This is a genomic window from Paraburkholderia elongata (assembly GCF_013177735.1).
GTDB lineage: Bacteria > Pseudomonadota > Gammaproteobacteria > Burkholderiales > Burkholderiaceae > Paraburkholderia > Paraburkholderia elongata.
In genome coordinates, this window is record NZ_WOEZ01000238.1 from 13799 (window position 1) to 34191 (window position 20393).

Sequence of the window (20393 nt, forward strand, 5' to 3'; positions counted from 1 at the left end):
CCTCGTCGTTGAGCATGACTTTTAAAAGCTTGCCTAGAACGTCCAGACATCCCGCCTGTTGGCGCCTTTGAGCGGTTCATAATTGTTTGAAAAGGACACTTTGGATGATCTTTTTTTCGATTTGTTAAACCAATGGATATTGGAGGCAGTTTGCAGAAGGTGTATTTTGAACACCATGAGTGATCAAAATTTCAGAAAACTAAACCGCTTGCTGACAGAGCTTGGCGATACCACCTTGGTTTCCAGCCGCTGGCTGCGGGCGCATGGCTATTCAAATAGCCTCGTAGCGCGCTACGTGGCCAGCGGCTGGCTGGTGTCGCCGGCGCGCGGCGTTTATATGAGGAAGGGCGGCCGCCTGCAATGGGAGGGCGTGGTCCGCAGCCTTCAGGTCCGCGAGGTGCTGTCGCTGCATGTCGGCGGGCGCTTTGCGCTCGCCGTGCAGGGGCATGAGCATTACCTGCGCTTGGGCGAAGCCGGCACGGTCACGCTCTATGGACCAGACCGGTTGCCGGGCTGGGTGAGCAAGCTGCCGTTGAAGGAGCGTTTCGAGTTTGATGGCAAAGGGCCTCTCGACCTGCCTGCGCTTCGCTTCACGCCCGATTTGCCGGGGAGCGCGTTGCTCGATCAGGGACTGGCATGGCACGACGCAGGCCTCGGCACGGACGCTTTGGTTTGCTCCACGCCGGAGCGGGCCATGCTGGAGTTGTGCGATGGCGTGGCGGATGCGTCCTTGGTTTATGAGGCCGATGCGTTGATGCAAGCCATGACCACGCTCCGGCCGCAGCGAGTCGGCATGCTGCTGCGCCATTGCCGCAGCATCAAGGCCAAGCGTCTGTTCCTGGCCTTGGCCGAACGCCATCGACACGCCTGGCTGGCGCACGTGCCGCTCGATGGCGTCGATCTGGGCCGGGGCAAGCGCGCGCTGGTGCCCGGCGGACGCCTGCATCCGACCTACCAGATCACCTTGCCTGGAGACCTGGATGAGCACTTGGGATAAGCGTTACACCGATCGGGTGCAGTTGCTGGTCGAGATATTGCCGGTGCTGGCGCGGGAGCCGCGTTTCGCGCTCAAGGGCGGCACGGCGATCAACCTGTTCGAGCACGACCTCCCACGGTTGTCGGTAGACATCGACCTCGCTTGGCTGCCGGTGCACGACTTCGCCGAGGACGCGGTCTTGATCGCGGCGGCACTGGAGCAACTGGCCGATGTGCTTCGTGCCCGTCCGCTGCAACTGCAGGTGTAGGAAGAGGCACTGGAGCGGATCGCGGGGTGGGTTGGGTGAGATGCAGGGATATCCGGCGTCAGCGTTGTTTCGCACGGGCTGGTGCTTGCGGTGCCTGACGTTGGGACCAAAAGCCTAGGGGCAATTGGCTGCCTCGGCCAGTACTTCCAGCGTCTTTAACAACTCCACGTTGTCATTGATACTGTATGAATGTACAGTATTGCGCGTGGGCGACCAGCGAGTGCAAGTTTATTGGACGGAAACGGGGTGAGGGGGCGTGCTGAACCTCGCCCCACTACGTTGTGAAAATTTTCAGATGCGCGGGCAAGCCCGCATCGATGAGAGGAGATTCTTCTAAATGTCTGCGTCACCCATTCAGGCGCGCCATGCCTGAGCAACTCTGGCTGCCCGGACTCGAGGCGCCACCTGTGCCGACCGACGGCCTGTTCTTCGCCGTCTTTCCAGATACGCATACGGCGGCGAACATCTCGAAGCTGGCGCAACAGCTCTGCGGGGAGACGCGCTCGAAGAGCAAGCCTCTTGCGGCCAACCGTATGCACGTCACGTTGCTTCATCTCGGGAATTTCGCGGGCGGTTTGCCGCCTGCACGGGTGGATGCGGCCATGAGCGCGGCCGCGTCGATCCGGATGGAGCCTTTTAGCGTCGAGTTCGACAGTACGCTCAGTTTTGCGCTGAAGCCTCGACCGGGGCCGCTGGTGTTGGGCGGCGGCGAGGGTGTCGTTGGGCTCCATGCGCTTCACGACTCACTTGCGTCGGCATTGCAAAAAGCTGGATTTGGGGATCGCGCGGTCTCGTCAAATACGCCGTACACCCCGCACGTGACCCTCGTTTATGGCATGCCTTGGATCGCGACACGTCCTGTCGAGGCCGTCAGTTGGAACGTGCGTGAGTTTGCTCTGGTGCACAGCTTGCTCGGGCGTACCCGGCATGTCGTTCTGGCGCGCTGGCCATTGGCGGCCGGGTGAATCTACGGGTTTGCGTCGACCGTCGTGAGGCCCATGCGCTGAGGCGTGCCGGACTAGAACCGCACGCCGGTCGCGCAACCGCCGGCAAAGCCTCCGCCGCTTCCACCTGCACCGCCGCAGAACACGCCGCAGCCTGATAACGCGGCCGACATCGCAACAGCCGCCAATGTCGTGCGTAGGCATCGCTTGAAAGCGTGCTTTCGAAGTGGCGCAATCAATGCGGTCAATGCAGTCAGGTGTGGATTGAGGTGTGCGGCGCAAGCTGGAAGGGCAGTGTCGAAGCGGTGGCCGGTGATTCTGGGTTGCATAGCGTCAGGGGACTCCGTGAATGGGGGCAGGTGCGGGCGGCCGTTTTCGTAGCGCATGACGAAAGATATTCGTAAGTTTTTTTGCGGGCACGAAGCGGCGGCGCCGGCAAGCCGCTACCCTAATCCACGTCATGCGCCCCTCAAATACGCAAAATCCGAAAACCAGGGGGATTCGTCGGTCAGACAGCCAGAATCGTCTTGCTCTCCCTGATAGAATGCTTGAGCCGCAACGTAGTGGACTGCAGATGAAATTGCTTGATGCGTTAGTCGAACAGCGTATTGCCGCCGCAGCCGCGCGCGGCGAGTTCGATGATTTGCCGGGCGCGGGTGCGCCGCTGCCCCTGGAGGACGATGTACTAGTCCCGGAGGAAGTGCGCGTCGCCAACCGGATTTTGAAAAATGCGGGTTTCGTGCCGCCGGCCGTCGAGCAGCTGCGCGCCTTGCGCGACCTGCAAGCGGAGCTGAATGCCGTGAGCGACCGGGCCACCCGCTGCCGTCTCCAGGCGCGCATGCTGGCGCTGGATATGGCACTTGAATCACTGCGCGGCGGCCCGCTGGTCCTGCCGCGCGAATACTGCCGCCGCATCGCCGAGCGGCTGTCGGAACGCGTCGGCAACCTCAATATGGCCGATGCGGGTTCGCAGTGAGCGAGCCGCTTGCCCGCTCCGCGGCGCCAGGTCCGGAGTCTGTCGAGTACCGCGAATCGGGAGAGGCGGCCACAGTGCCGGCTCCCCAGGCCGGATCCGTTGGTCCCGACGCTGTAGCATCCGCGGCGAGTGATCCGACGCCAACGGCTGCCGCCACTACGCCGATCGACACCCCCACGCCAGACGAATCGCCCGCACCGCCTGTCTCGGAGCGCGATCGCCGCTTCATGGCGCTCGCCCAGGCCGCTGCCGAAGAAGCTCGTGCAGCCGGCGAAGTGCCGGTTGGCGCGGTGCTCGTGCGGGGCGACGAAGTCATCGCCACAGGGTTTAACCATCCGATCGGTGCTCACGACCCGTCGGCGCATGCGGAAATGATCGCATTGCGCGCAACCGCGCAAGCAGTCGAAAACTACCGTCTGCCTGGCTGCGAGCTCTATGTGACGCTGGAGCCTTGCCTGATGTGCGCCGGTGCGATCATGCACGCGCGTATCGCACGCGTCGTGTTCGGGGCACGCGATCCAAAAACCGGAGCGTGCGGCAGTGTCGTCGATGCATTCGCGAATCCGCAGTTGAATCACCACACCACGGTGACCGGCGGCGTGCTCGAAACTGAATGCGGCGCCGCGCTCAAATCGTTCTTTGCCGAGCGGCGGCGCGCAAGCCGTGAAGCACGCGCGGCGGCACGGGGCGAACCGCACGCTGTGGCAGGCGGCGAAGCACACGCCGATTCGCACGTCGAAACACGCAGCGAAGCAGACACCGACGCGCACACCGCAGCACGCAGCGAACCGGGGTCGGCTGAGCCGCTCTAAAACAAAAACGTTCACGGGTCTTGCCAATGACCGTCCATCGCAACATTGAATTGATCGCGCCGTCCGGGTATCCGCATGATTCCGAGGTGCTGCATCGCGCATTGCACCGCTTGCATGCGCAGGGGCATCGCGTCGAAGGTGTGGAGGTAGCAAGGCGCCGCTACCAGCGCTTCGCCGGCACCGACGGCGAACGTGCTGCCGATCTGAACCGGCTGGCGGACCCCTCGCGTGAGTTGCCCGATATCGTGCTAACCGTGCGCGGTGGCTACGGCGCGATGCGCATCCTGCACGGGCTCGACTACGAGGGGCTGCAACGGCGGTTGACCGATCAGCCGGTCGCGCTGGTGGGTCATAGCGATTTCACCGCGGTGCAGCTTGCTTTGCTGGCACGCGCCGGCGTGAAAACTTTCGGCGGCCCGATGTTGATGAGCGACTTCGGCGCGGAAGATCTGAGCGAATTCACCATGCAGCACTTCTGGTCCGCGTTGACCAGGCCGACCATGACGGTGACGAGCAACGTGCCGCAAGCGCAGACTGCCGACGTGACGGGCATGTTGTGGGGCGGCAATCTGGCGGTGCTGACATCGCTGATCGGCACGCCGTACATGCCGCCGGTGCAGGGCGGCATTCTGTTCCTCGAAGATGTCAACGAGCAGCCGTTCCGGCTCGAGCGGATGCTTTATCAGTTGCACCTGTCCGGCATCCTCGCGCAGCAACAGGCGCTTGTGCTCGGCGATTTCTCCGGCGGCAAGCCGTACGATTATGACAACGGCTACGACCTGCACACGATGATCGAGCAGGTGAGGTCGGTGATCGGGATTCCGGTCATCACCGGGCTGCAGTTCGGCCATATTCCCAACATGCTGACGCTGCCGGTCGGCGCGGACGCGCACCTCGTCGCCAACGCACACGGGTTCAAACTGACGTTATCGGGCTATCCGACCCTCGCCTGAAACGGCGCGGGGCAGGGAAGCGGGCGTTTGCCCGCTTTCTTTTCGAATCCATAACGCAACTAACGGTCAATGTTTCGGGCCACGCACCAGCAGGCAAGTCCCCTGGAGGTCTCTCACTTTGTTGACAAAAACCGTCTCCAATAGACGGCCCTCCCATACATTAATTAAACTGGTAGTGAAGCAGAGTAAGGCCTGTGCGGGGTGCCCGCTCACCCGCAGCATGGCCCGGCCAGCCTGATTGTCGAAAATAAAAGCAAAAATTGTTGACAAGTTTTATGTCCATCCTAATATGACCTACATACCGAGACGCACATCATGTCCGACACAGACTCCGCCGCCGCGAATAGTTCGAAACCCGAAGCGATCGCCGAGCGCATCCGCGCCGCGATCCTCGAGCATCGGCTCGCGCCTGGCGCCAAGCTGACAGAAGCACAGTTGTGCGAAGTATTCGGCGTGAAGCGCGGCCCAATCCGGCAGGCGCTCGCGCAACTGGCCACCGACCACCTCGTCGACCTCGAACCGAATCGTGGTGCATTTGTTGCCAGTCCCTCGCTGCAAGAAGTGCATGAGGTGTTCGAAATGCGCCGGATCATCGAGCTGGCCGTGGTTGAAAAGATTTGCGGCGGTCATGGCATGCGCCGTTTGAAGAGCATCGGCAGCATGATCGGCCGTGAACGCAAAGCGTTCGAAACACGTGATTTTCCGGCGTGGATTCGTCTGTCGGGCGAGTTCCATACCGAGTTGGCCGGGCTCACCGGCAACGCCGTGCTGTGCGACTGCCTGAACGGACTGGTGGCGCGCTCCACGCTGATTTCGGCACTGTACGAGTCGCTCGGACGCAGCCCTTGCTCGTTCGAGGATCATGAAGCGATTCTCGCCGCGCTCGACGCCGGCGATGCAAAAGAGGCGGCGGCACTGATGTCGCGCCATTTGCAAAGCGTCGAGTTGAAGATGCTGGACCGCCCCGCACGCGGCGCGGCCGATCTTCATGAAGTGTTCGGCGCACTTAACGGCGCAGCGAAGGAAGCACTTAGGACCAAGTCCGCGCCAGGCTGAGTCAGGCGGCCGGTGCGCGCTCGTTAGTGGTGCGCGCCGCACTGAATTGAACTGAACCGAATCAGGCGTTGCAAGGCGGCTCGGCGTGAGCGCTGCCGGCTTGCGCACGCGTGGCCGTCACGGGATGACAGCCTTGGAGTAGTAACGCATCGCCGGGAATCCGCGGCTACAGGCGGTGCGATAAGCACAAGTACATCAAGTACGGAGACACCCGCGGCGCGGTCAATCAGTCGGTTCGAACCTCCTGTTTCCCGATCGAGGAAAAGAGGGCGGCTGGCATGGCCGATGCATCGTCCGTCGATTCACCATCGACGGTCCCTATCCCAAGGAGGAATCATGGCTCAGTTCAGTGCAGCGCCCGGCAGTCCCGCAATTCCCGCATACGCAGACGGAGACGCGTCCAGCGATCCGTCGATACCCGCAGGCTACAGCGAGAGGCTGTACAACGAAGACCTGGCGCCGCTGCGCCATCAAACCTGGGGTGCTTACAACATCTTCGCGTTCTGGATGTCGGACGTGCACAGTGTCGGCGGTTATGTGTTCGCGGGCAGTCTGTTCGCGCTCGGGCTGACGAGCTGGCAGGTGCTGATCGCGCTGCTGGTCGGGATTACGATTGTCAACCTGCTCTGCAACCTGATTGCCAAGCCGAGTCAGGCGAACGGCGTGCCTTATCCGGTGGCATGCCGCGCAACGTTCGGCGTGCTCGGCGCGAATATTCCTGCCGTGATTCGCGGCTTGATCGCGGTCGCATGGTACGGAATCCAAACCTATCTGGCTTCAAGCGCGCTGGTGATCGTGGTGCTGAAGTTCGTCCCGCAACTGTTGCCATACGCGGATGTGCATCACCATGGTTTCATGGGTCTCTCCACTTTGGGCTGGACCGGTTTCATGTTGCTGTGGGTATTGCAGGCGCTGGTGTTCTGGCACGGTATGGAGACCATCAAGAAGTTCATCGACTTCGCCGGTCCGGCGGTCTATGTGGTGATGTTCATTCTCGCCGGCTATATGGTGTATCGCGCAGGATGGCGAAACATCGGCATCAATCTGGGCGGCGTCAAATATCACGGTATGGAAGTGGTGCCGGTGATGATCACGGCGACCTCGCTGGTCGTGTCGTACTTCTCCGGGCCGATGCTGAATTTCGGCGACTTTTCGCGCTACGGCAAGAGTTTTCGCAGCGTGCAGCGCGGCAACTTCTGGGGGCTGCCGGTCAACTTCCTCGCCTTCTCGCTGGTGACGGTGGTCACGACAGCCGCCACGCTGCCGGTGTTTGGCCAACTGATCACGGACCCGGTCGAAACGGTGGGCCGTATCGACTATCCGACCGCGGTGATTCTCGGTGCATTGACGTTCACGATTGCGACTATCGGCATCAACATCGTCGCCAATTTCGTGTCGCCGGCCTTCGACTTCTCGAATGTCGCGCCGCGTCTGATCAGCTGGCGCGCCGGTGGCATGCTCGCGGCGGTGGCGTCGATCTTCATCACGCCGTGGAACCTGTTCAACAATCCGGCGGTGATTCATTACACGCTCGACGTGCTCGGTAGCTTCATCGGACCTTTGTATGGTGTCCTGATCGTTGACTACTTCCTCGTGAAGCGTCAAAAGATCGTGCTCGACGATCTCTACTCGGTCGCCTCAAGCGGCTCGTACTGGTACAGCAACGGTGTCAACTACCGCGCCGTGGCTGCATTGTTGCCCGCTGCTGTCATCGCCGTGATCTGCGTGATGGTGCCGAAGCTCGACGGGCTGGCCAATTTCTCGTGGTTCATCGGAGCTGCATTGGGTGCAGTGTTCTACCGTGTGCTCGCTCGCTGAGCCAGTGCTGCAACAGGAGTCGATATGCGCATCAAACTGATCAATCCGAATACGACGCAACGTATGACCGAGGCGATGGGCCGCTGTGCGCGCGAAGTCGCCGCGCCCGGCACCGAAGTGATCGCGGTCAATCCGACGATGGGGCCGCCGTCGATTGAAGGCTATTACGACGAAGCGCTCGCGACGCCCGGCTTGCTGGCCGAGGTTATCGCCGGCGAGCGTGCGGGCTGCGACGGGTACGTGATCGCCTGCTTCGGCGACCCCGGTTTATACGCGGCCCGCGAGTTGGCGCGCGGTCCGGTGATCGGCATCGCCGAGGCGGCGATGCATGCCGCGAGCGTGCTGGCGCCGGGGTTTTCGGTGGTGACCACGCTGGCGCGCACCTGCGGGATGGCGTGGCATCTCGCCGAGCGCTACGGCATGAAGCGTTTTTGCCGCAACGTGCGCGCCACCGATGTCGCCGTGCTGGACCTGGATAAGCCTGGCTCGGCGGCGCGCCGCATCATCCTCGACGAATGCCGGCGCGCGCTGGAGGAGGACGGTTCGGACGCGATTGTGCTCGGTTGCGCCGGCATGGCCGAATTGTGCGCGGAGATCGAAGATGCCTTGGGCGCGCCGGTGATCGAGGGCGTGACGGCGGCGGTCAAATGGACCGAGGCGCTGGTCGCTCTGCGGCTGTCGACGGCCAAGCGGGGCGACTACGCGCGGCCGCTGGCCAAGCGCTACGACGGCGCGCTGGAAGCCTTCAGTCCGACCGATGCGGACCCAAATCCTCAGTCGTTTCGCTATTCGGCCGCAAGCGCTGCGGAAAGTGCAAATTCGACGGGTTTACTGCGGGTAAACACCACGGAACGCTCGGTGGGACCGGCTCCCCACATACATCCAGTCTGACACGCACTATCTGCCCGGGTGTATGGGCGCACCCGGGTGTTTTCGCTACACTGGTCCCACTCGGCGCTGGTACCCGATCGCTATTTTGTTGCTGTTTCTGGTGCCGCTATTCAGGGCTGTTTCCGCCCGCGCCGGCATGCGTAACAGGTAAACCCAGGTAAGCCTAGGCAAACCCAAGCACACGCATGCAGAACGCACGCAAACCCCACGTGCATGTCACGTGAGTTCCACGCGAATTTTACGTACCGTCATCACGCTTTCGTCAAACCATGCCACTCGACTCGAACTATCCACGCGATCTGATCGGCTACGGCCGCCACCCGGTGCAGGCGAACTGGCCGGGGCGAGCGCGTGTCGCGGTGCAATTCGTCCTGAACTACGAAGAAGGCGGTGAAAACTGCGTGCTGCACGGCGACCCGGGCTCGGAGCAGTTTCTGTCGGAAATCGTTGGCGCGGCGTCTTATCCGGCACGTCACATGAGCATGGAGTCGATCTACGAATACGGCTCGCGGGCAGGCGTGTGGCGCATTCTGCGCGAATTCGAAAAGCGCAGCCTGCCGCTCACGGTGTTCGGCGTCGGCATGGCGATCGAACGGCATCCTGACCTCGCGCGCGCCTTCGTCGAACTCGGTCATGAGATCGCTTGCCACGGCTATCGCTGGATTCATTACCAGGACATGTCGCCGGAGAAAGAGGCGGAGCACATGCGCCTCGGCATGGAAGCGATCGAGCGCCTTACCGGCGAGCGCCCGCTCGGCTGGTACACCGGCCGCGACAGTCCCAACACGCATCGTCTGGTCGCCGAATACGGCGGCTTCCTGTACGACTCGGATTACTACGGCGACGATCTGCCGTTTTGGATGGATGTCGAAGTGACGGGCGGCGCTAAGAGCCCGCAACTGATCGTGCCGTACACGCTCGACACCAACGATATGCGCTTTGCAAGCCCGCAAGGCTTCAACACCGCGGACCATTTCTTCACGTACCTGCGCGACGCATTCGACGTGCTCTACGAAGAAGGCGACGAAGCACCGAAGATGCTGTCGATCGGCATGCACTGCCGTCTGCTCGGCCGTCCGGGGCGTTTCCGTGCGCTGCAACGTTTTCTCGACCATATCGAACAGCACGATCGCGTGTGGGTGACGCGGCGCGTCGATATCGCGCGTCACTGGCGCGAACATCACCCTTACCAACAAAACAACCGCGGGGCAGCGGCATGAAGGCGATGCAATACACTCTGGACCAACTCAACAGCACCTCGACCGACGCGTTCGTCGCGGCGCTGTCGGGCATTTTCGAGCACTCGCCGTGGGTCGCGGAAATCGCCGCGCAACAACGGCCGTTTGCCAGCATCGACGAACTGCATAGCAAGATGTCGAACATCGTCGAGACTGCCGGTGAAGAGAAACAACTGGCGTTGATCAACGCCCACCCGGAGCTCGCCGGCAAGGCTGCGGTGCGCGGCGAGCTGACGGCCGAATCCACGCGTGAGCAAAGCGGCGCGGGCCTCGCTCAGTGCACGCAGGAAGAATTCGACAAACTGGTCGCGTTGAACAGCGCCTATCGCGAGAAGTTCGGCTTTCCGTTCATCCTCGCGGTGCGCGGTTACGACCGCCACGGCATCATCGCGAACTTCGAGGCGCGCGTGAACAACAGCCGCCCGGATGAATTGCGTGCCAGCCTCGATCAGATCTACCGCATCGCACGTTTCCGGCTCGACGACCTGATCGACGCGTAAGGCTTAACTACGCGTCGCGAACCTCGAACTGAAACGTTTTTTCAGCACTAACAAACATTAAGGAAGACAAAGATGGCACTCCCGATTCTCGACCCCAACGCACCGGATTTCACGCGCCGCTATGTGAACCTGGCGGACCCGCGTCTGGGCGCGCAGGCGCTCGAGGCCAGCGACGATTTCTTCGCACCGAAGGAACGTATGCTGAATCCGGAGCCGGCCGTCTTCATTCCGGGCAAGTACGACGACAACGGCAAGTGGATGGACGGCTGGGAAACGCGCCGCAAGCGCGCCAACGGTTACGACTGGTGCGTCGTGAAACTCGCGCGTCCGGGCGTGATCAAGGGTCTCGACCTCGACACCAGCCACTTCACGGGCAACTTCCCGCCGGCGGCTTCGGTCGAGGCTGCTCGAGTCGTGGACGGCGTGCCGAACCAGTCGACGCAATGGACCGAAATCGTCCCGTCGACCACGCTGCAAGGCAACAGCCACCACTATCACGAAGTCAGCGACGCGAACGCTTACACGCACCTGCGCGTGAACATCTACCCGGACGGCGGTATTGCGCGTCTGCGTGTGTATGGCCAGCCGCAAGTCGACTGGGCAGGCGCAAGCCGCACCGAGCAGTTCGATCTGGCCGCGATGGAAAACGGCGCGTATCTGGTCGCGGCGAACAACCAGCACTTCGGCGCAGCGTCGACGATTCTGATGCCGGGCCGCGGCGTGAACATGGGCGACGGCTGGGAAACGCGCCGCCGCCGTGAACCGGGCAACGACTGGGCAATCGTCGCGCTGGCGCAACCGGGCGTGATCAGGAAGATCGAAGTCGATACGGCTCACTTCAAGGGCAACTATCCGGACCGTTGCTCGATCCAGGCCGCGTATGTAACGGGCGGCACGGACAGCTCGCTGATCACGCAAGCCATGTTCTGGCCGGTGCTGCTGGGCGAACAGAAGCTGAAGATGGACAACCAGCACTATTTCGAAAGCGAAATCGCCGCATTGGGTCCGGTCACGCACGTGCGCTTCAATATCATTCCGGACGGCGGCGTGTCGCGTCTGCGTCTGTGGGGCACGCTCGCATCATGAAAACGCTGGTCATCGAACCCTTGACGAAGGAAGCGTTCGCCGCATTCGGCGACGTGGTCGAACTCGAAGGCGCGAAGCAGATTCCGATCAACCTCGGCACCACGATCCGCTATCACGATCTCGCGAATGTGGACGTGACCGACGAGAACGGCCGTACGCTGGTGAACCTGTTTCGCGGGCAGCCGCGCACGTTGCCGTTCGAAGTGAAGATGCTCGAACGTCATCCGCTGGGCAGCCAGGCCTTCGTGCCGCTGAACGACAAGCCGTATCTGGTGGTCGTGGCGCCGGCGGGCGAACTGGATCCGACACAGATTCGTGCGTTCGTGACGAGCGGCTGGCAAGGTGTGAACTATGCGAAGGGTGTCTGGCATCATCCGCTGATCGCACTGGGCGACGTGAGCGACTTTATCGTCGTCGATCGTGGCGGCGATGGACTCAACCTGAACGAGCAGGATTTGGCCGAGTCGTTCTGGCTCACTGAAGACGCGTTGAGCGCGGTGAGCGTTTGAGGCCGTTGCCTTAGCGTAGTACGTTGAGCAGGTTGGTTGTAAAAAAAGCCCACAGTACATGCTGTGGGCTTTTTTTTACGGAAGACGAGCGCGAGGCCAAGAGATCTTTCAGCTACGCTTGCCTAGGAGCGGCGAGTGTCCGATCACTTCGCGCGCACGTTCCGCAGGCTCCGGCGCGGAGAACCCCGCGGCTTCCATTGCCGGGTTGAGTCCTTTGAATTGCAGGCTTTTCTTCGGCGATCGCAGCGACGCCACGCCGTCATCCCAGGCGTGAAGCATCTGTTTCGCCACGTTGCGCCATTGCGGCTCGTTGCGCGCCGCTTCAATCAGTTCGTGACCGACGGCGACCGCCGAATCGCACAACGCTTCGACCATTTGCGCGTATTGCCGTGGCGCGATCCCCATGCGCGTGTTGAAAAAGCGCTCGAGGGTTTTGCCTGCCGCCCAGGTTTTACGGCCGTCGATCGGCAGGCCCGGCGGATTGGCTGCGAAACGCGGATAAGCCTGCGTCGTGACGATGTCATAGACAGGCGTGAACGCGACATCATCCACCGACGTGTAGAACAGCGCGACATTCTTCGTATGGCAGTCCGCGTTGCGCACGACGTAGTTTGTCAGCAAGTGCCAGGCGAGATGCTCGAGTTGCTGCCGCATGCTGTCGCGATCGAGCAGGTAGGCTCGCGCGGCATTGAGCATTTTCTCGCTGGTCGAATTGTATTTTTCGTGCGGCGGCAAACCTAACAGGCCGCACATGTCTTCGACACCATAGGCTGGCAGCCCATGCGCATCGACGTCGAAGCGTTCGACGATCAGCACCCGACCATCGTCCGACATCTGCGTGCGCGCGACCGGCGCTACGCCGAGCCGTTCGAGCACGCGCATCGAGTAGAACTCGTTGAAACCGAGAAACGGCGTGCTGTCGTCGGAGCCTTTGACGATGTGGCGGCTCGTTCGGATTGTCGGTTTGCCGAGCGGCATCGATGCGGACGTGCTGGGAGCTTCCGTCTGAGGTGCGATGAACTTCGGCACGGCGCCCGAGATGGCCGCGCGCGCATATTCGCGAACCAGTGCAGCGAAATGTTCGGCGGTGTTGTCACCGTGCAGGATGTCCTGCACATCTAGCGGTTGCAGTTCTGTGCCCGGCGCGACGCCTTCGGGCGTCACGGTGACGCGGCCAATCCCCATGGCGCCGACAACGGCAAGCAGCGACAGATCGGTGCCGTCGAGTAATGGACCGAATTGCTCGCGGATCAGATTCAGTAGGTAGCCCTCCGGCAGGTTTTGCCGGAAAAACGGATGCAGGTCGCGCGGCCAGCGCCAGGCTTCTTCGCGTACCGGCATGGTCAGACTGACGAAGTCGGCCGCTGTTGCGTCGCGATCGTATTTGAGGACGTAGTCGTCGCGCTCGCGAAACAGCGTAGCGACGTGCTTGCCCAGTACCTGAACGTCGAGCCTCATGAGTTCACGTCCGGCATGCGTTGTTCAGCCAGGATGTCTTCGAGCGTGCGCCCGTGACCATGCGCGACGAACTTGAGATCGTAGCCGGCCGCTTCGAGCAGACGCACGAGCACGGACACGCTCATATCGTTTTTGGCTAGCGTTTCCATACGTGCGACGGTGGTGCGAGCCACGCCCGCGCGGCGAGCCAATTCTTCTTGCGACAGGTGGCTTTCGCGCCGAACGGTCTTCAGCATGTCCGATACGTCAGCGAGATTGGTCATTTGTGGCCCCAGGGCATCAAATTGGCAACTATTAGCTCATATTGTAGCCTATGAGACACAAATTGTTTTATGGTTTTGTGCCTTTCAGGCTACATTTCATCGAGTTTTATTCAATTTGTGTCCCTTGGGCTACAAATCTAATTATCATTGTTGATAGTCAACCCGACCGACTGGCCAACAAAAAAGCGGGCTTCCCGCTTACGCGAAAAGCCCGCTTCATGCTGTTTTGCCAAGCCGCCGGGCAACACGCCCGGCCAGCTCATTACTTCACTGCACCGCCTTGGAACCACGCGGCGATCTTCATCCGCTCGTCGTCGGTCATGTGCGTGACGTTGCCCAGCGGCATTGCCTTCAATGTCACCGCCTGCTGATAGATCCGCTGTGCGTTCTGCGAGATCTCGTCCGGCGTATCCAGCAACACGCCGGCCGGGGCGCTGCCCATCATCGTCGGATGGGCGGAGTGGCATGCCACGCAGCGCTGTTGCAGCAGCGGCGCGATATCGGCCACCTTGACCACCGGCGCATTCGCAGCCTGTGCTTGCGGCACGACCGGCTTCGGCATCGTCCAGAAGAGGGCGGCGAACATCAGCACGATACCGACCAACGGCAGGTACCACAGCACCTGGCCACGGTGACGCATCACGAAGAACTGGCGAATCAGCGCGCCGGCCAGCATGATGATCACGAGTACGGCCCAGTTATACGGGTGCGTGTAAGTCATCGCGTAGTGGTTCGACAGCATCGCGAACACCACCGGCAGCGTGACATACGTGTTGTGGACCGAGCGTTGCTTACCGCGCTTGCCGTAGGTCGGGTTCGGCGTTTCGCCCTTGAGCATCGCGGCAACCATCTTGCGCTGACCCGGGATGATCACGAAGAAGACGTTCGCCGACATGATCGTTGCCAGCATCGCGCCCATGATCAGGTAAGCCGCACGGCCAGCGAAGATATGGCACGCCAGGTACGCAGCGATCAGCACATAGGCGCCGACGCAGATGCCGAGCACCTTGTCTTTGTTGCCGAGGATACGGCACAGCGAGTCGTAGACGATCCAGCCCGCGGCGAGGAAGCCGAGTGCCGACGCAACAGCCACGACCGGACCCATGTCGAGCACGTTCTTGTCGATCAGGTACGTGGACGGCGAGAACAGATACAGCACGGTGAAGAGACCGAAGCCCGACAGCCACGTGGTGTACGAGGGCCACTTCGACCAGTGCAGGTCGTCCGGCATTTCCGGCGGCGCGACGGTGTACTTCTGCATGTTGTAGAAGCCGCCGCCATGCACGTGCCACAGTTCGCCGAACACACCGCGCTTGCGCTGGTTCGGGTCCGTTGGTGGTTTCAGGCTGTTGTCCAGCGCGACGAAATAGAACGATTCGCCGATCCATGCAATCGCGGCGATGACGTGGAACCAGCGAATCGCCAGATTCAGCCAGTCAGTGATAAAGCCTTCCATGAAACTCCTCCACTTCTGATTCGTTGTACGCGCAACGACGCTTGTGCCTTGATTGCGCCTTCGGTGACCCGGCTGACGGGTCGTCGGCATGCATGGCGTCGCCGCACAGACTGCGGGGTGTCCCCCAAGGGGACTTCTTTCAGGGCGAAAGACGCGGTGCGCTCAGTTCGCACGCGCCGTTTTTTATCGGAACGTCAGGTCGGGTCGCTCGCGTTCGATTGCGCTTCGCGGGTGTCTCCAAGGATCCGCACAGTGCAATCGGGCGCGCTCGGAAATACAGCGCGACTTCAACCTCGCCGTCCTCCAACACCTATCGAAAACGCCGGGGGCGCTCAGTTGCCCCCTTAGCTGCCCCGATAGGTGCTGTACGACCACGGCGACACCAGCAGCGGCACGTGATAGTGCGCGCCGGCATCGGCCACGCCGAACCGCAATACAACGCGATCGACGAAACGCGGCTCCGGCACCTTCGTGCCGATCGATGCAAAGTAATCGCCGGCGCCGAACACGAGTTCGTATTCGCCGGCGACCAATGCGTCGCCTTCGAGCAGCGGCTGGTCGCAGCGGCCGTCGTCATTGGTGGTGGTGGTTTTGAGCGCGCGGCGAGTGTCGCCGGAGAGCGCAAAGAGTTCGACCTTGATGCCTGCGCCGGGACGGCCGTTCGCGGTGTCGAGCACATGGGTAGTGAGCTTTCCCATTCGCAATTTTCCTTATGTGAATGCGAGGTTTCGGCGGCGGCCCGATCCAGAATACGTTGCGGCGGATCGAGGCTCCACGTCAGTGGCTACATACCCGTCGGCGAATTGAAGCGAGCGCCGTGGCAGCCATTGTAAAAAGGATGTTCCCATCAGCGCGCGCGAGATAGGAAAGATAATACCTGGCGCATGACAGACAGCCTGTTGAAAGCCGTATCGAGTCGATTTGTTCGACTATTGCCCTGTATTTAATCGTATTGGCGGATCGTACCGGTGCCAAAAAGGCCCACTATATCGGTAGCGTGAGGTTGAGTATCGCACTGGCGCGAGTTGTCAGCATTATTTTGGCCGTCGAAGGTTACACCCGTGCGCTGCAGCAAACGTGAGTGAAGCGCGGCACACCCCGAAGACGGCGGAAATACGCTGGGTAACCGGGCCAACGGCGTTCGACGGGACGCGGCGGCACGGTTGGCGTGCCGCCCCATCGCGTTCGAACGGCTTTGCACGGAAGCAATAAAGCGGAGAAACGAATGACGATGGAGCGGGCGGCTAATCAGCCGAACAAGCCAAACAAGCCGAAGAAAACGATGCTGGTGAAGCACGCGGACGTGCTGGTCACGATGGACGGCGCCCGGCGCGAACTGCGCGACGGCGGCATGTATATCGAGGACAACCGCATCGTCGCGGTCGGACCGACGGCGGAATTGCCGCAAACGGCCGACGAAGTGCTGGACATGCGTGGCCACCTGGTGATTCCAGGGCTGGTGAACACGCACCATCATATGTATCAGAGCCTGACGCGCGCGATTCCGGCGGCGCAGAACGCCGAGTTGTTCGGCTGGCTCACCAACCTCTACAAGGTGTGGGCGAACCTCACACCGGAGATGATTGAAGTCTCGACCTTGACAGCAATGGCCGAGCTGTTGCTGTCCGGTTGCACGACCTCGAGCGACCATTTGTATATCTACCCGAACGGCAGCCGCCTCGACGACAGCATCGTCGCGGCGCAGCGGATCGGCATGCGTTTTCACGCAGCGCGCGGCAGCATGAGCGTGGGGCAGAAGGACGGCGGTTTGCCGCCGGATTCGGTGGTCGAGCGTGAAGCGGACATCCTGAAGGACACGCAGCGTCTGATCGAGACGTACAACGACGAAGGGCGTTACGCGATGTTGCGCGTGGTGGTGGCGCCGTGCTCGCCGTTCTCGGTGAGCCGCGATCTGATGCGCGAATCGGCGGTGATGGCGCGGCATTATGGGGTGTCGCTGCACACGCACCTGGCGGAGAATGTCAACGATATCGCGTACAGCCGCGAGAAGTTCGGCATGACGCCGGCCGAGTATGCGGAAGACCTCGGCTGGGTCGGTCACGATGTATGGCACGCGCACTGTGTGCAACTCGACGACGCGGGCATCGAACTGTTCGCCCGCACCGGCACCGGCGTCGCGCATTGCCCGTGTTCGAACATGCGGCTCGCGTCGGGGATTGCGCCGGTCAAGCGGATGCGTCTTGCCGGTGTGCCGGTGGGCTTGGGCGTTGACGGTTCGGCGTCGAACGATGGTGCGCAAATGGTCGCGGAAGTGCGCCAGGCATTGCTGCTGCAGCGGGTCGGCTTCGGGCCGGACGCGATGACCGCGCGTGAAGCGTTAGAGATTGCGACGCTAGGCGGCGCGAAGGTGCTGAATCGCGACGACATCGGCGCACTGGCGCCAGGCATGGCGGCGGATTTCGTGTCCTTCGATCTGCGTCAGCCGCTGTTTGCGGGCGCGTTGCACGATCCGGTCGCGGCACTGGTGTTCTGCGCGCCGTCGCAGGTGAGCCATAGTGTGATCGGCGGCAGGGTGGTGGTGAAGAATGGTCAGTTGACGACGCTGGAACTCGGACCGGTCATCGAGCAGCACAACCGGTTGGCGAAGACGCTTTACGAAGCGGCGGCGTAAGCGTAATGATGAAGTGAGAGCGCAATAGAAGAAGCAGGCCTATCAGCATCCACAAAGACTGGATGCTGATAGGCCGCAGCGCAAAGCTCAAGGCTTGTCGATCAATGTCTTGGTCGCTTCGGCAACCAGACTGCGCAGCCAGCGCACTTCGTCGGAGTAATGCACGCGTTCGTGCCACAGCTGGTAGTACTGCATCGGCGGGAAATCGAGCGGTGCGGGCACCACGGTCAGCGGCAGGAACTTGGCGTAGTAGTCGGCAAAGAGGCGCGTCGTCGTGAAGATCAGATCAGATTTGATCAGCACATACGGCGCCAGATTGAAGTACGGCAACGTGACGACCACGTGACGCTTTAACCGTTCGCGCGCGAGATGCACATCGATCGCGCCCCGTTGGCCCACCGAGTAAGGAGTAGGCGCAAGATGCGGCGCATTCAGGTACTGGTCGAGCGTCAACCCGCCGCGTTTGGCGAACGGATGCGCGTTGCTCATCAGGCAGACGATCTGATCGACGAACAGATTCGACAGGTGCAATTGCTCCGGCGGCTCCGGCCAGTTACCGACCACGGTGTCGAGCTTGCCGTCCTCCAGCGCGAGTTCGTAGTCGAATGCCGGCCCGAGCGAGTGAAACTCGAGCGTCGCGTTCGGCGCGGCCTGACGAAAGCGTTCGACCACCGTCGGCACGAACAGCACGTTCAGGTAGTCCGGGCAGCCGATCCGGTAGCAACGGATCGAGGTCGCCGGGTCGAAGTTGTGCTGCTGGAACTTGATGCGTTCGATCTCGCGCAGCGCGTTTTGCACCGGTTCGAGCAGGCGCAGGCCGTACTCGGTCGGCACCATGCCGGATTTGCCGCGCACCAGCAGCGGGTCGCCGGTAATGTCGCGCAAGCGGCGCAGCGCCGCGCTGATGGCGGGTTGCGATTGATTCAGTTTGACGGCCGCGCGCGTGACGCTGCGTTCCATCAATAGGGTGTGCAAGACGCGTAATAGGTACGTATCGATCGCCTCGCGTTGCTGGCTCATGACTTCTCCGAAATATATGTTCTGGCTGATCGAACGGGCGTGGGTATATATGACTTTTAATATGAACACGAAGCCACGTCAAGAGTGGGATACCCGCAGAGCACGCTGCGGCGGGGGTTTGCGGGGAATTTTGACGGCTCGACTGAGCGGGTCGATTTAGGTATTGTCATCCGGTTGTGGTGACGGATCGCTTGCTGACAGGGCGGGCGGACGCGCTGTAACCGGCAGTCTCTGACGTACTACGGAATCACATGAGCGACTCTTCTTATAGCGACGGCGCCGCCGCGCAGCCGGCAAACAGGCCGGAACAGACGGCGCCCCGGTTGATGCTTCAGGGCATCACCAAACAATATCCGGCCGTGCGCGCCAACGACGACGTCACATTGATCGTCGCGCCGGGTGAAATCCATGCCGTGCTCGGCGAAAACGGCGCCGGCAAAAGCACGCTGATGAAAATCATCTACGGCGCGGTGCGGCCCGACGCCGGCGAGATTCACTGGGAAGGCCAGCCGGTCGAGATCGCCAACCCGGCGGCGGCGCGCAAGCTCGGCATCGGCATGGTGTTCCAGCATTTTTCGTTGTTCGAGACGCTCACGGTCGGCGAAAACATCGCCCTCGCGCTCGACGAACCGTTCGATCTGAAGACGCTTGCGAGGCGTATTCGCGAAGTCTCCGCCGACTACGGCCTCGACATCGACCCGCAACGTCACGTGCATAGCCTGACGGTGGGCGAGCGGCAACGCGTCGAAATCGTGCGTTGCCTGCTGCAGAACCCGCGTCTCCTGATCATGGACGAACCAACTTCGGTGCTCACGCCGCAAGCGGTCCGCAAGCTCTTCGAGACGCTCCGGCGTCTCGCGGCAGAAGGTTGCAGCATCCTCTACATCAGCCACAAGCTCGACGAAATCCAGGAGTTGTGCGATACCGCCACGGTGATGCGCGGCGGCCGCGTGACCGGCCACGTGACGCCGAAAGAAGAAACGCATGCGTCGCTCGCGCAGTTGATGGTCGGCCATTCGCTGCCCGATTACACCCGGCGTGAGCACACGCCGGGCGACGTGCTGCTCGACGTGAAGCAGTTGTCAGTGGAAAGCGACGATCCGTTCGGCACCTCACTCAATAACGTGTCGTTCGGCGTGCATGCCGGCGAGATCTTCGGCATTGCGGGTGTGTCGGGCAACGGGCAGGCTGAATTGCTGTCGGCACTTTCGGGTGAAAAGCGCGGCACGCGCGCCGATGCGGTCACGATCTGCGGCAAGGCGGCAGGGCGCCTCGGCGCAGGCGGCCGGCGCGCGCTCGGTTTCGGTTTTGTGCCGGAAGAGCGTCTCGGCCGAGGCGCAGTGCCGGCGATGACACTGTCGGAAAACGCGCTGCTCACGGGGCATCGTCAGCAGATGGTGAACGCCGGCTGGATCAAGGCGGGCACGATGCGCACCTTTGCCATGCGTTGCATCGAAGCCTTCGACGTTCGTTGCGGCGGCTCGGAAGCGTTGGCGCAAAGTCTCTCCGGCGGCAATCTGCAGAAATACATCATGGG

Annotated in this window: 19 protein-coding genes and 1 pseudogene; 15 read left to right on the forward strand and 5 right to left on the reverse strand. The window is 61.8% G+C overall.

The window, feature by feature from the left end:
* Positions 1-175 precede the first annotated feature (175 nt).
* The 13 genes and pseudogenes from GNZ13_RS41295 to GNZ13_RS41355 all read left to right on the forward strand — a co-directional run bounded on the left by GNZ13_RS41295 (position 176) and on the right by GNZ13_RS41355 (position 12027).
* Positions 176-997, forward strand: a complete 822-nt coding sequence (locus GNZ13_RS41295) for a type IV toxin-antitoxin system AbiEi family antitoxin domain-containing protein (RefSeq protein WP_172176061.1) — start codon at positions 176-178, stop codon at positions 995-997.
* Positions 981-1241: pseudogene (locus GNZ13_RS41300) on the forward strand (nucleotidyl transferase AbiEii/AbiGii toxin family protein); the annotation flags it as partial. The gene GNZ13_RS41295 and the pseudogene GNZ13_RS41300, both read left to right, overlap by 17 nt.
* A 368-nt stretch (positions 1242-1609) precedes the next feature.
* A complete protein-coding gene (locus GNZ13_RS41305; RefSeq protein ID WP_172176031.1) occupies positions 1610-2209 on the forward strand; it encodes a 2'-5' RNA ligase family protein in 600 nt (199 codons plus the stop codon).
* 553 nt (positions 2210-2762) lie between these two features.
* Positions 2763-3164, forward strand: a complete 402-nt coding sequence (locus GNZ13_RS41310) for a DnaJ family domain-containing protein (protein WP_172176033.1) — start codon at positions 2763-2765, stop codon at positions 3162-3164.
* Complete coding sequence (tadA, locus tag GNZ13_RS41315) at positions 3161-3976, forward strand: tRNA adenosine(34) deaminase TadA (RefSeq protein WP_407945696.1); 816 nt, start codon at positions 3161-3163, stop codon at positions 3974-3976. The genes GNZ13_RS41310 and tadA overlap by 4 nt, the downstream gene beginning before the upstream one ends.
* A 26-nt stretch (positions 3977-4002) precedes the next feature.
* Positions 4003-4929: a muramoyltetrapeptide carboxypeptidase gene (ldcA, locus tag GNZ13_RS41320; RefSeq protein ID WP_172176035.1), complete on the forward strand. Its 927-nt coding sequence runs from the start codon at positions 4003-4005 to the stop codon at positions 4927-4929.
* A 315-nt stretch (positions 4930-5244) separates the two neighbouring features.
* Positions 5245-5985, forward strand: a complete 741-nt coding sequence (locus GNZ13_RS41325; RefSeq protein ID WP_172176037.1) for a GntR family transcriptional regulator — start codon at positions 5245-5247, stop codon at positions 5983-5985.
* 336 nt (positions 5986-6321) lie between these two features.
* Positions 6322-7803, forward strand: a complete 1482-nt coding sequence (locus GNZ13_RS41330) for an NCS1 family nucleobase:cation symporter-1 (RefSeq protein WP_172176039.1) — start codon at positions 6322-6324, stop codon at positions 7801-7803.
* Between the two features lie 24 nt (positions 7804-7827).
* On the forward strand, positions 7828-8694 hold the full coding sequence (locus tag GNZ13_RS41335) for an aspartate/glutamate racemase family protein (RefSeq protein WP_172176041.1): 867 nt from the start codon (positions 7828-7830) through the stop codon (positions 8692-8694).
* Between the two features lie 269 nt (positions 8695-8963).
* Positions 8964-9914 (forward strand): allantoinase PuuE, encoded by a 951-nt coding sequence (puuE, locus tag GNZ13_RS41340; RefSeq protein WP_172176043.1) that lies wholly within the window; start codon positions 8964-8966, stop codon positions 9912-9914.
* Positions 9911-10432, forward strand: coding sequence for a 2-oxo-4-hydroxy-4-carboxy-5-ureidoimidazoline decarboxylase (gene uraD, locus GNZ13_RS41345; protein ID WP_172176045.1), 522 nt, complete (start codon positions 9911-9913; stop codon positions 10430-10432). Before puuE ends, uraD begins: the two co-directional genes overlap by 4 nt.
* A 72-nt stretch (positions 10433-10504) precedes the next feature.
* On the forward strand, positions 10505-11518 hold the full coding sequence (alc, locus tag GNZ13_RS41350) for an allantoicase (protein ID WP_074283341.1): 1014 nt from the start codon (positions 10505-10507) through the stop codon (positions 11516-11518).
* A complete protein-coding gene (locus GNZ13_RS41355) occupies positions 11515-12027 on the forward strand; it encodes an ureidoglycolate lyase (RefSeq protein WP_172176047.1) in 513 nt (170 codons plus the stop codon). The genes alc and GNZ13_RS41355 overlap by 4 nt, the downstream gene beginning before the upstream one ends.
* Before the next feature lie 108 nt (positions 12028-12135).
* Here the strand turns inward: GNZ13_RS41355 and GNZ13_RS41360 are convergent, their stop codons facing one another.
* The 4 genes from GNZ13_RS41360 to uraH all read right to left on the reverse strand — a co-directional run bounded on the left by GNZ13_RS41360 (position 12136) and on the right by uraH (position 15902).
* Entirely contained in the window at positions 12136-13485 is a 1350-nt protein-coding gene (locus tag GNZ13_RS41360; protein ID WP_172176049.1) for a type II toxin-antitoxin system HipA family toxin, read from the reverse strand.
* Positions 13482-13748 carry a helix-turn-helix domain-containing protein gene (locus GNZ13_RS41365; RefSeq protein WP_172176051.1) on the reverse strand — a complete coding sequence of 89 codons (267 nt, stop codon included), beginning with the start codon at positions 13746-13748 and terminating at the stop codon, positions 13482-13484. Before GNZ13_RS41365 ends, GNZ13_RS41360 begins: the two co-directional genes overlap by 4 nt.
* A 262-nt stretch (positions 13749-14010) precedes the next feature.
* On the reverse strand, positions 14011-15204 hold the full coding sequence (locus GNZ13_RS41370) for a urate hydroxylase PuuD (protein WP_172176053.1): 1194 nt from the start codon (positions 15202-15204) through the stop codon (positions 14011-14013).
* A gap of 344 nt (positions 15205-15548) precedes the next feature.
* Positions 15549-15902, reverse strand: a complete 354-nt coding sequence (gene uraH, locus GNZ13_RS41375) for a hydroxyisourate hydrolase (protein WP_012433320.1) — start codon at positions 15900-15902, stop codon at positions 15549-15551.
* A gap of 527 nt (positions 15903-16429) precedes the next feature.
* Between uraH and GNZ13_RS41380 the strand changes: the two genes are divergently transcribed.
* Complete coding sequence (locus GNZ13_RS41380; protein WP_172176055.1) at positions 16430-17836, forward strand: 8-oxoguanine deaminase; 1407 nt, start codon at positions 16430-16432, stop codon at positions 17834-17836.
* 87 nt (positions 17837-17923) lie between these two features.
* Here GNZ13_RS41380 and GNZ13_RS41385 read toward each other — a convergent pair whose 3' ends face one another.
* A complete protein-coding gene (locus GNZ13_RS41385) occupies positions 17924-18856 on the reverse strand; it encodes a LysR substrate-binding domain-containing protein (RefSeq protein ID WP_172176057.1) in 933 nt (310 codons plus the stop codon).
* Positions 18857-19107: 251 nt separating this feature from the next.
* Between GNZ13_RS41385 and GNZ13_RS41390 the strand changes: the two genes are divergently transcribed.
* The coding region (locus tag GNZ13_RS41390) for an ABC transporter ATP-binding protein (RefSeq protein WP_172176059.1) at positions 19108-20393 on the forward strand (1286 nt) is incomplete at its 3' end.

Excerpts from the sequence above, each read along its gene's own strand:
- GNZ13_RS41330 (WP_172176039.1), top strand. The coding sequence starts at position 6,322 with ATGGCTCAGTTCAGTGCAGCGCCCGGCAGTCCCGCAATTCCCGCATAC.
- GNZ13_RS41360 (WP_172176049.1), bottom strand. The coding sequence starts at position 13,485 with ATGAGGCTCGACGTTCAGGTACTGGGCAAGCACGTCGCTACGCTGTTT.
- GNZ13_RS41370 (WP_172176053.1), bottom strand. The coding sequence starts at position 15,204 with ATGGAAGGCTTTATCACTGACTGGCTGAATCTGGCGATTCGCTGGTTC.
- alc (WP_074283341.1), top strand. The coding sequence starts at position 10,505 with ATGGCACTCCCGATTCTCGACCCCAACGCACCGGATTTCACGCGCCGC.
- GNZ13_RS41310 (WP_172176033.1), top strand. The coding sequence starts at position 2,763 with ATGAAATTGCTTGATGCGTTAGTCGAACAGCGTATTGCCGCCGCAGCC.
- uraH (WP_012433320.1), bottom strand. The coding sequence starts at position 15,902 with ATGGGAAAGCTCACTACCCATGTGCTCGACACCGCGAACGGCCGTCCC.
- GNZ13_RS41305 (WP_172176031.1), top strand. The coding sequence starts at position 1,610 with ATGCCTGAGCAACTCTGGCTGCCCGGACTCGAGGCGCCACCTGTGCCG.
- GNZ13_RS41355 (WP_172176047.1), top strand. The coding sequence starts at position 11,515 with ATGAAAACGCTGGTCATCGAACCCTTGACGAAGGAAGCGTTCGCCGCA.
- puuE (WP_172176043.1), top strand. The coding sequence starts at position 8,964 with ATGCCACTCGACTCGAACTATCCACGCGATCTGATCGGCTACGGCCGC.
- GNZ13_RS41325 (WP_172176037.1), top strand. The coding sequence starts at position 5,245 with ATGTCCGACACAGACTCCGCCGCCGCGAATAGTTCGAAACCCGAAGCG.
- GNZ13_RS41380 (WP_172176055.1), top strand. The coding sequence starts at position 16,430 with ATGACGATGGAGCGGGCGGCTAATCAGCCGAACAAGCCAAACAAGCCG.
- ldcA (WP_172176035.1), top strand. The coding sequence starts at position 4,003 with ATGACCGTCCATCGCAACATTGAATTGATCGCGCCGTCCGGGTATCCG.
- GNZ13_RS41295 (WP_172176061.1), top strand. The coding sequence starts at position 176 with ATGAGTGATCAAAATTTCAGAAAACTAAACCGCTTGCTGACAGAGCTT.
- GNZ13_RS41385 (WP_172176057.1), bottom strand. The coding sequence starts at position 18,856 with ATGAGCCAGCAACGCGAGGCGATCGATACGTACCTATTACGCGTCTTG.
- uraD (WP_172176045.1), top strand. The coding sequence starts at position 9,911 with ATGAAGGCGATGCAATACACTCTGGACCAACTCAACAGCACCTCGACC.
- GNZ13_RS41365 (WP_172176051.1), bottom strand. The coding sequence starts at position 13,748 with ATGACCAATCTCGCTGACGTATCGGACATGCTGAAGACCGTTCGGCGC.
- GNZ13_RS41335 (WP_172176041.1), top strand. The coding sequence starts at position 7,828 with ATGCGCATCAAACTGATCAATCCGAATACGACGCAACGTATGACCGAG.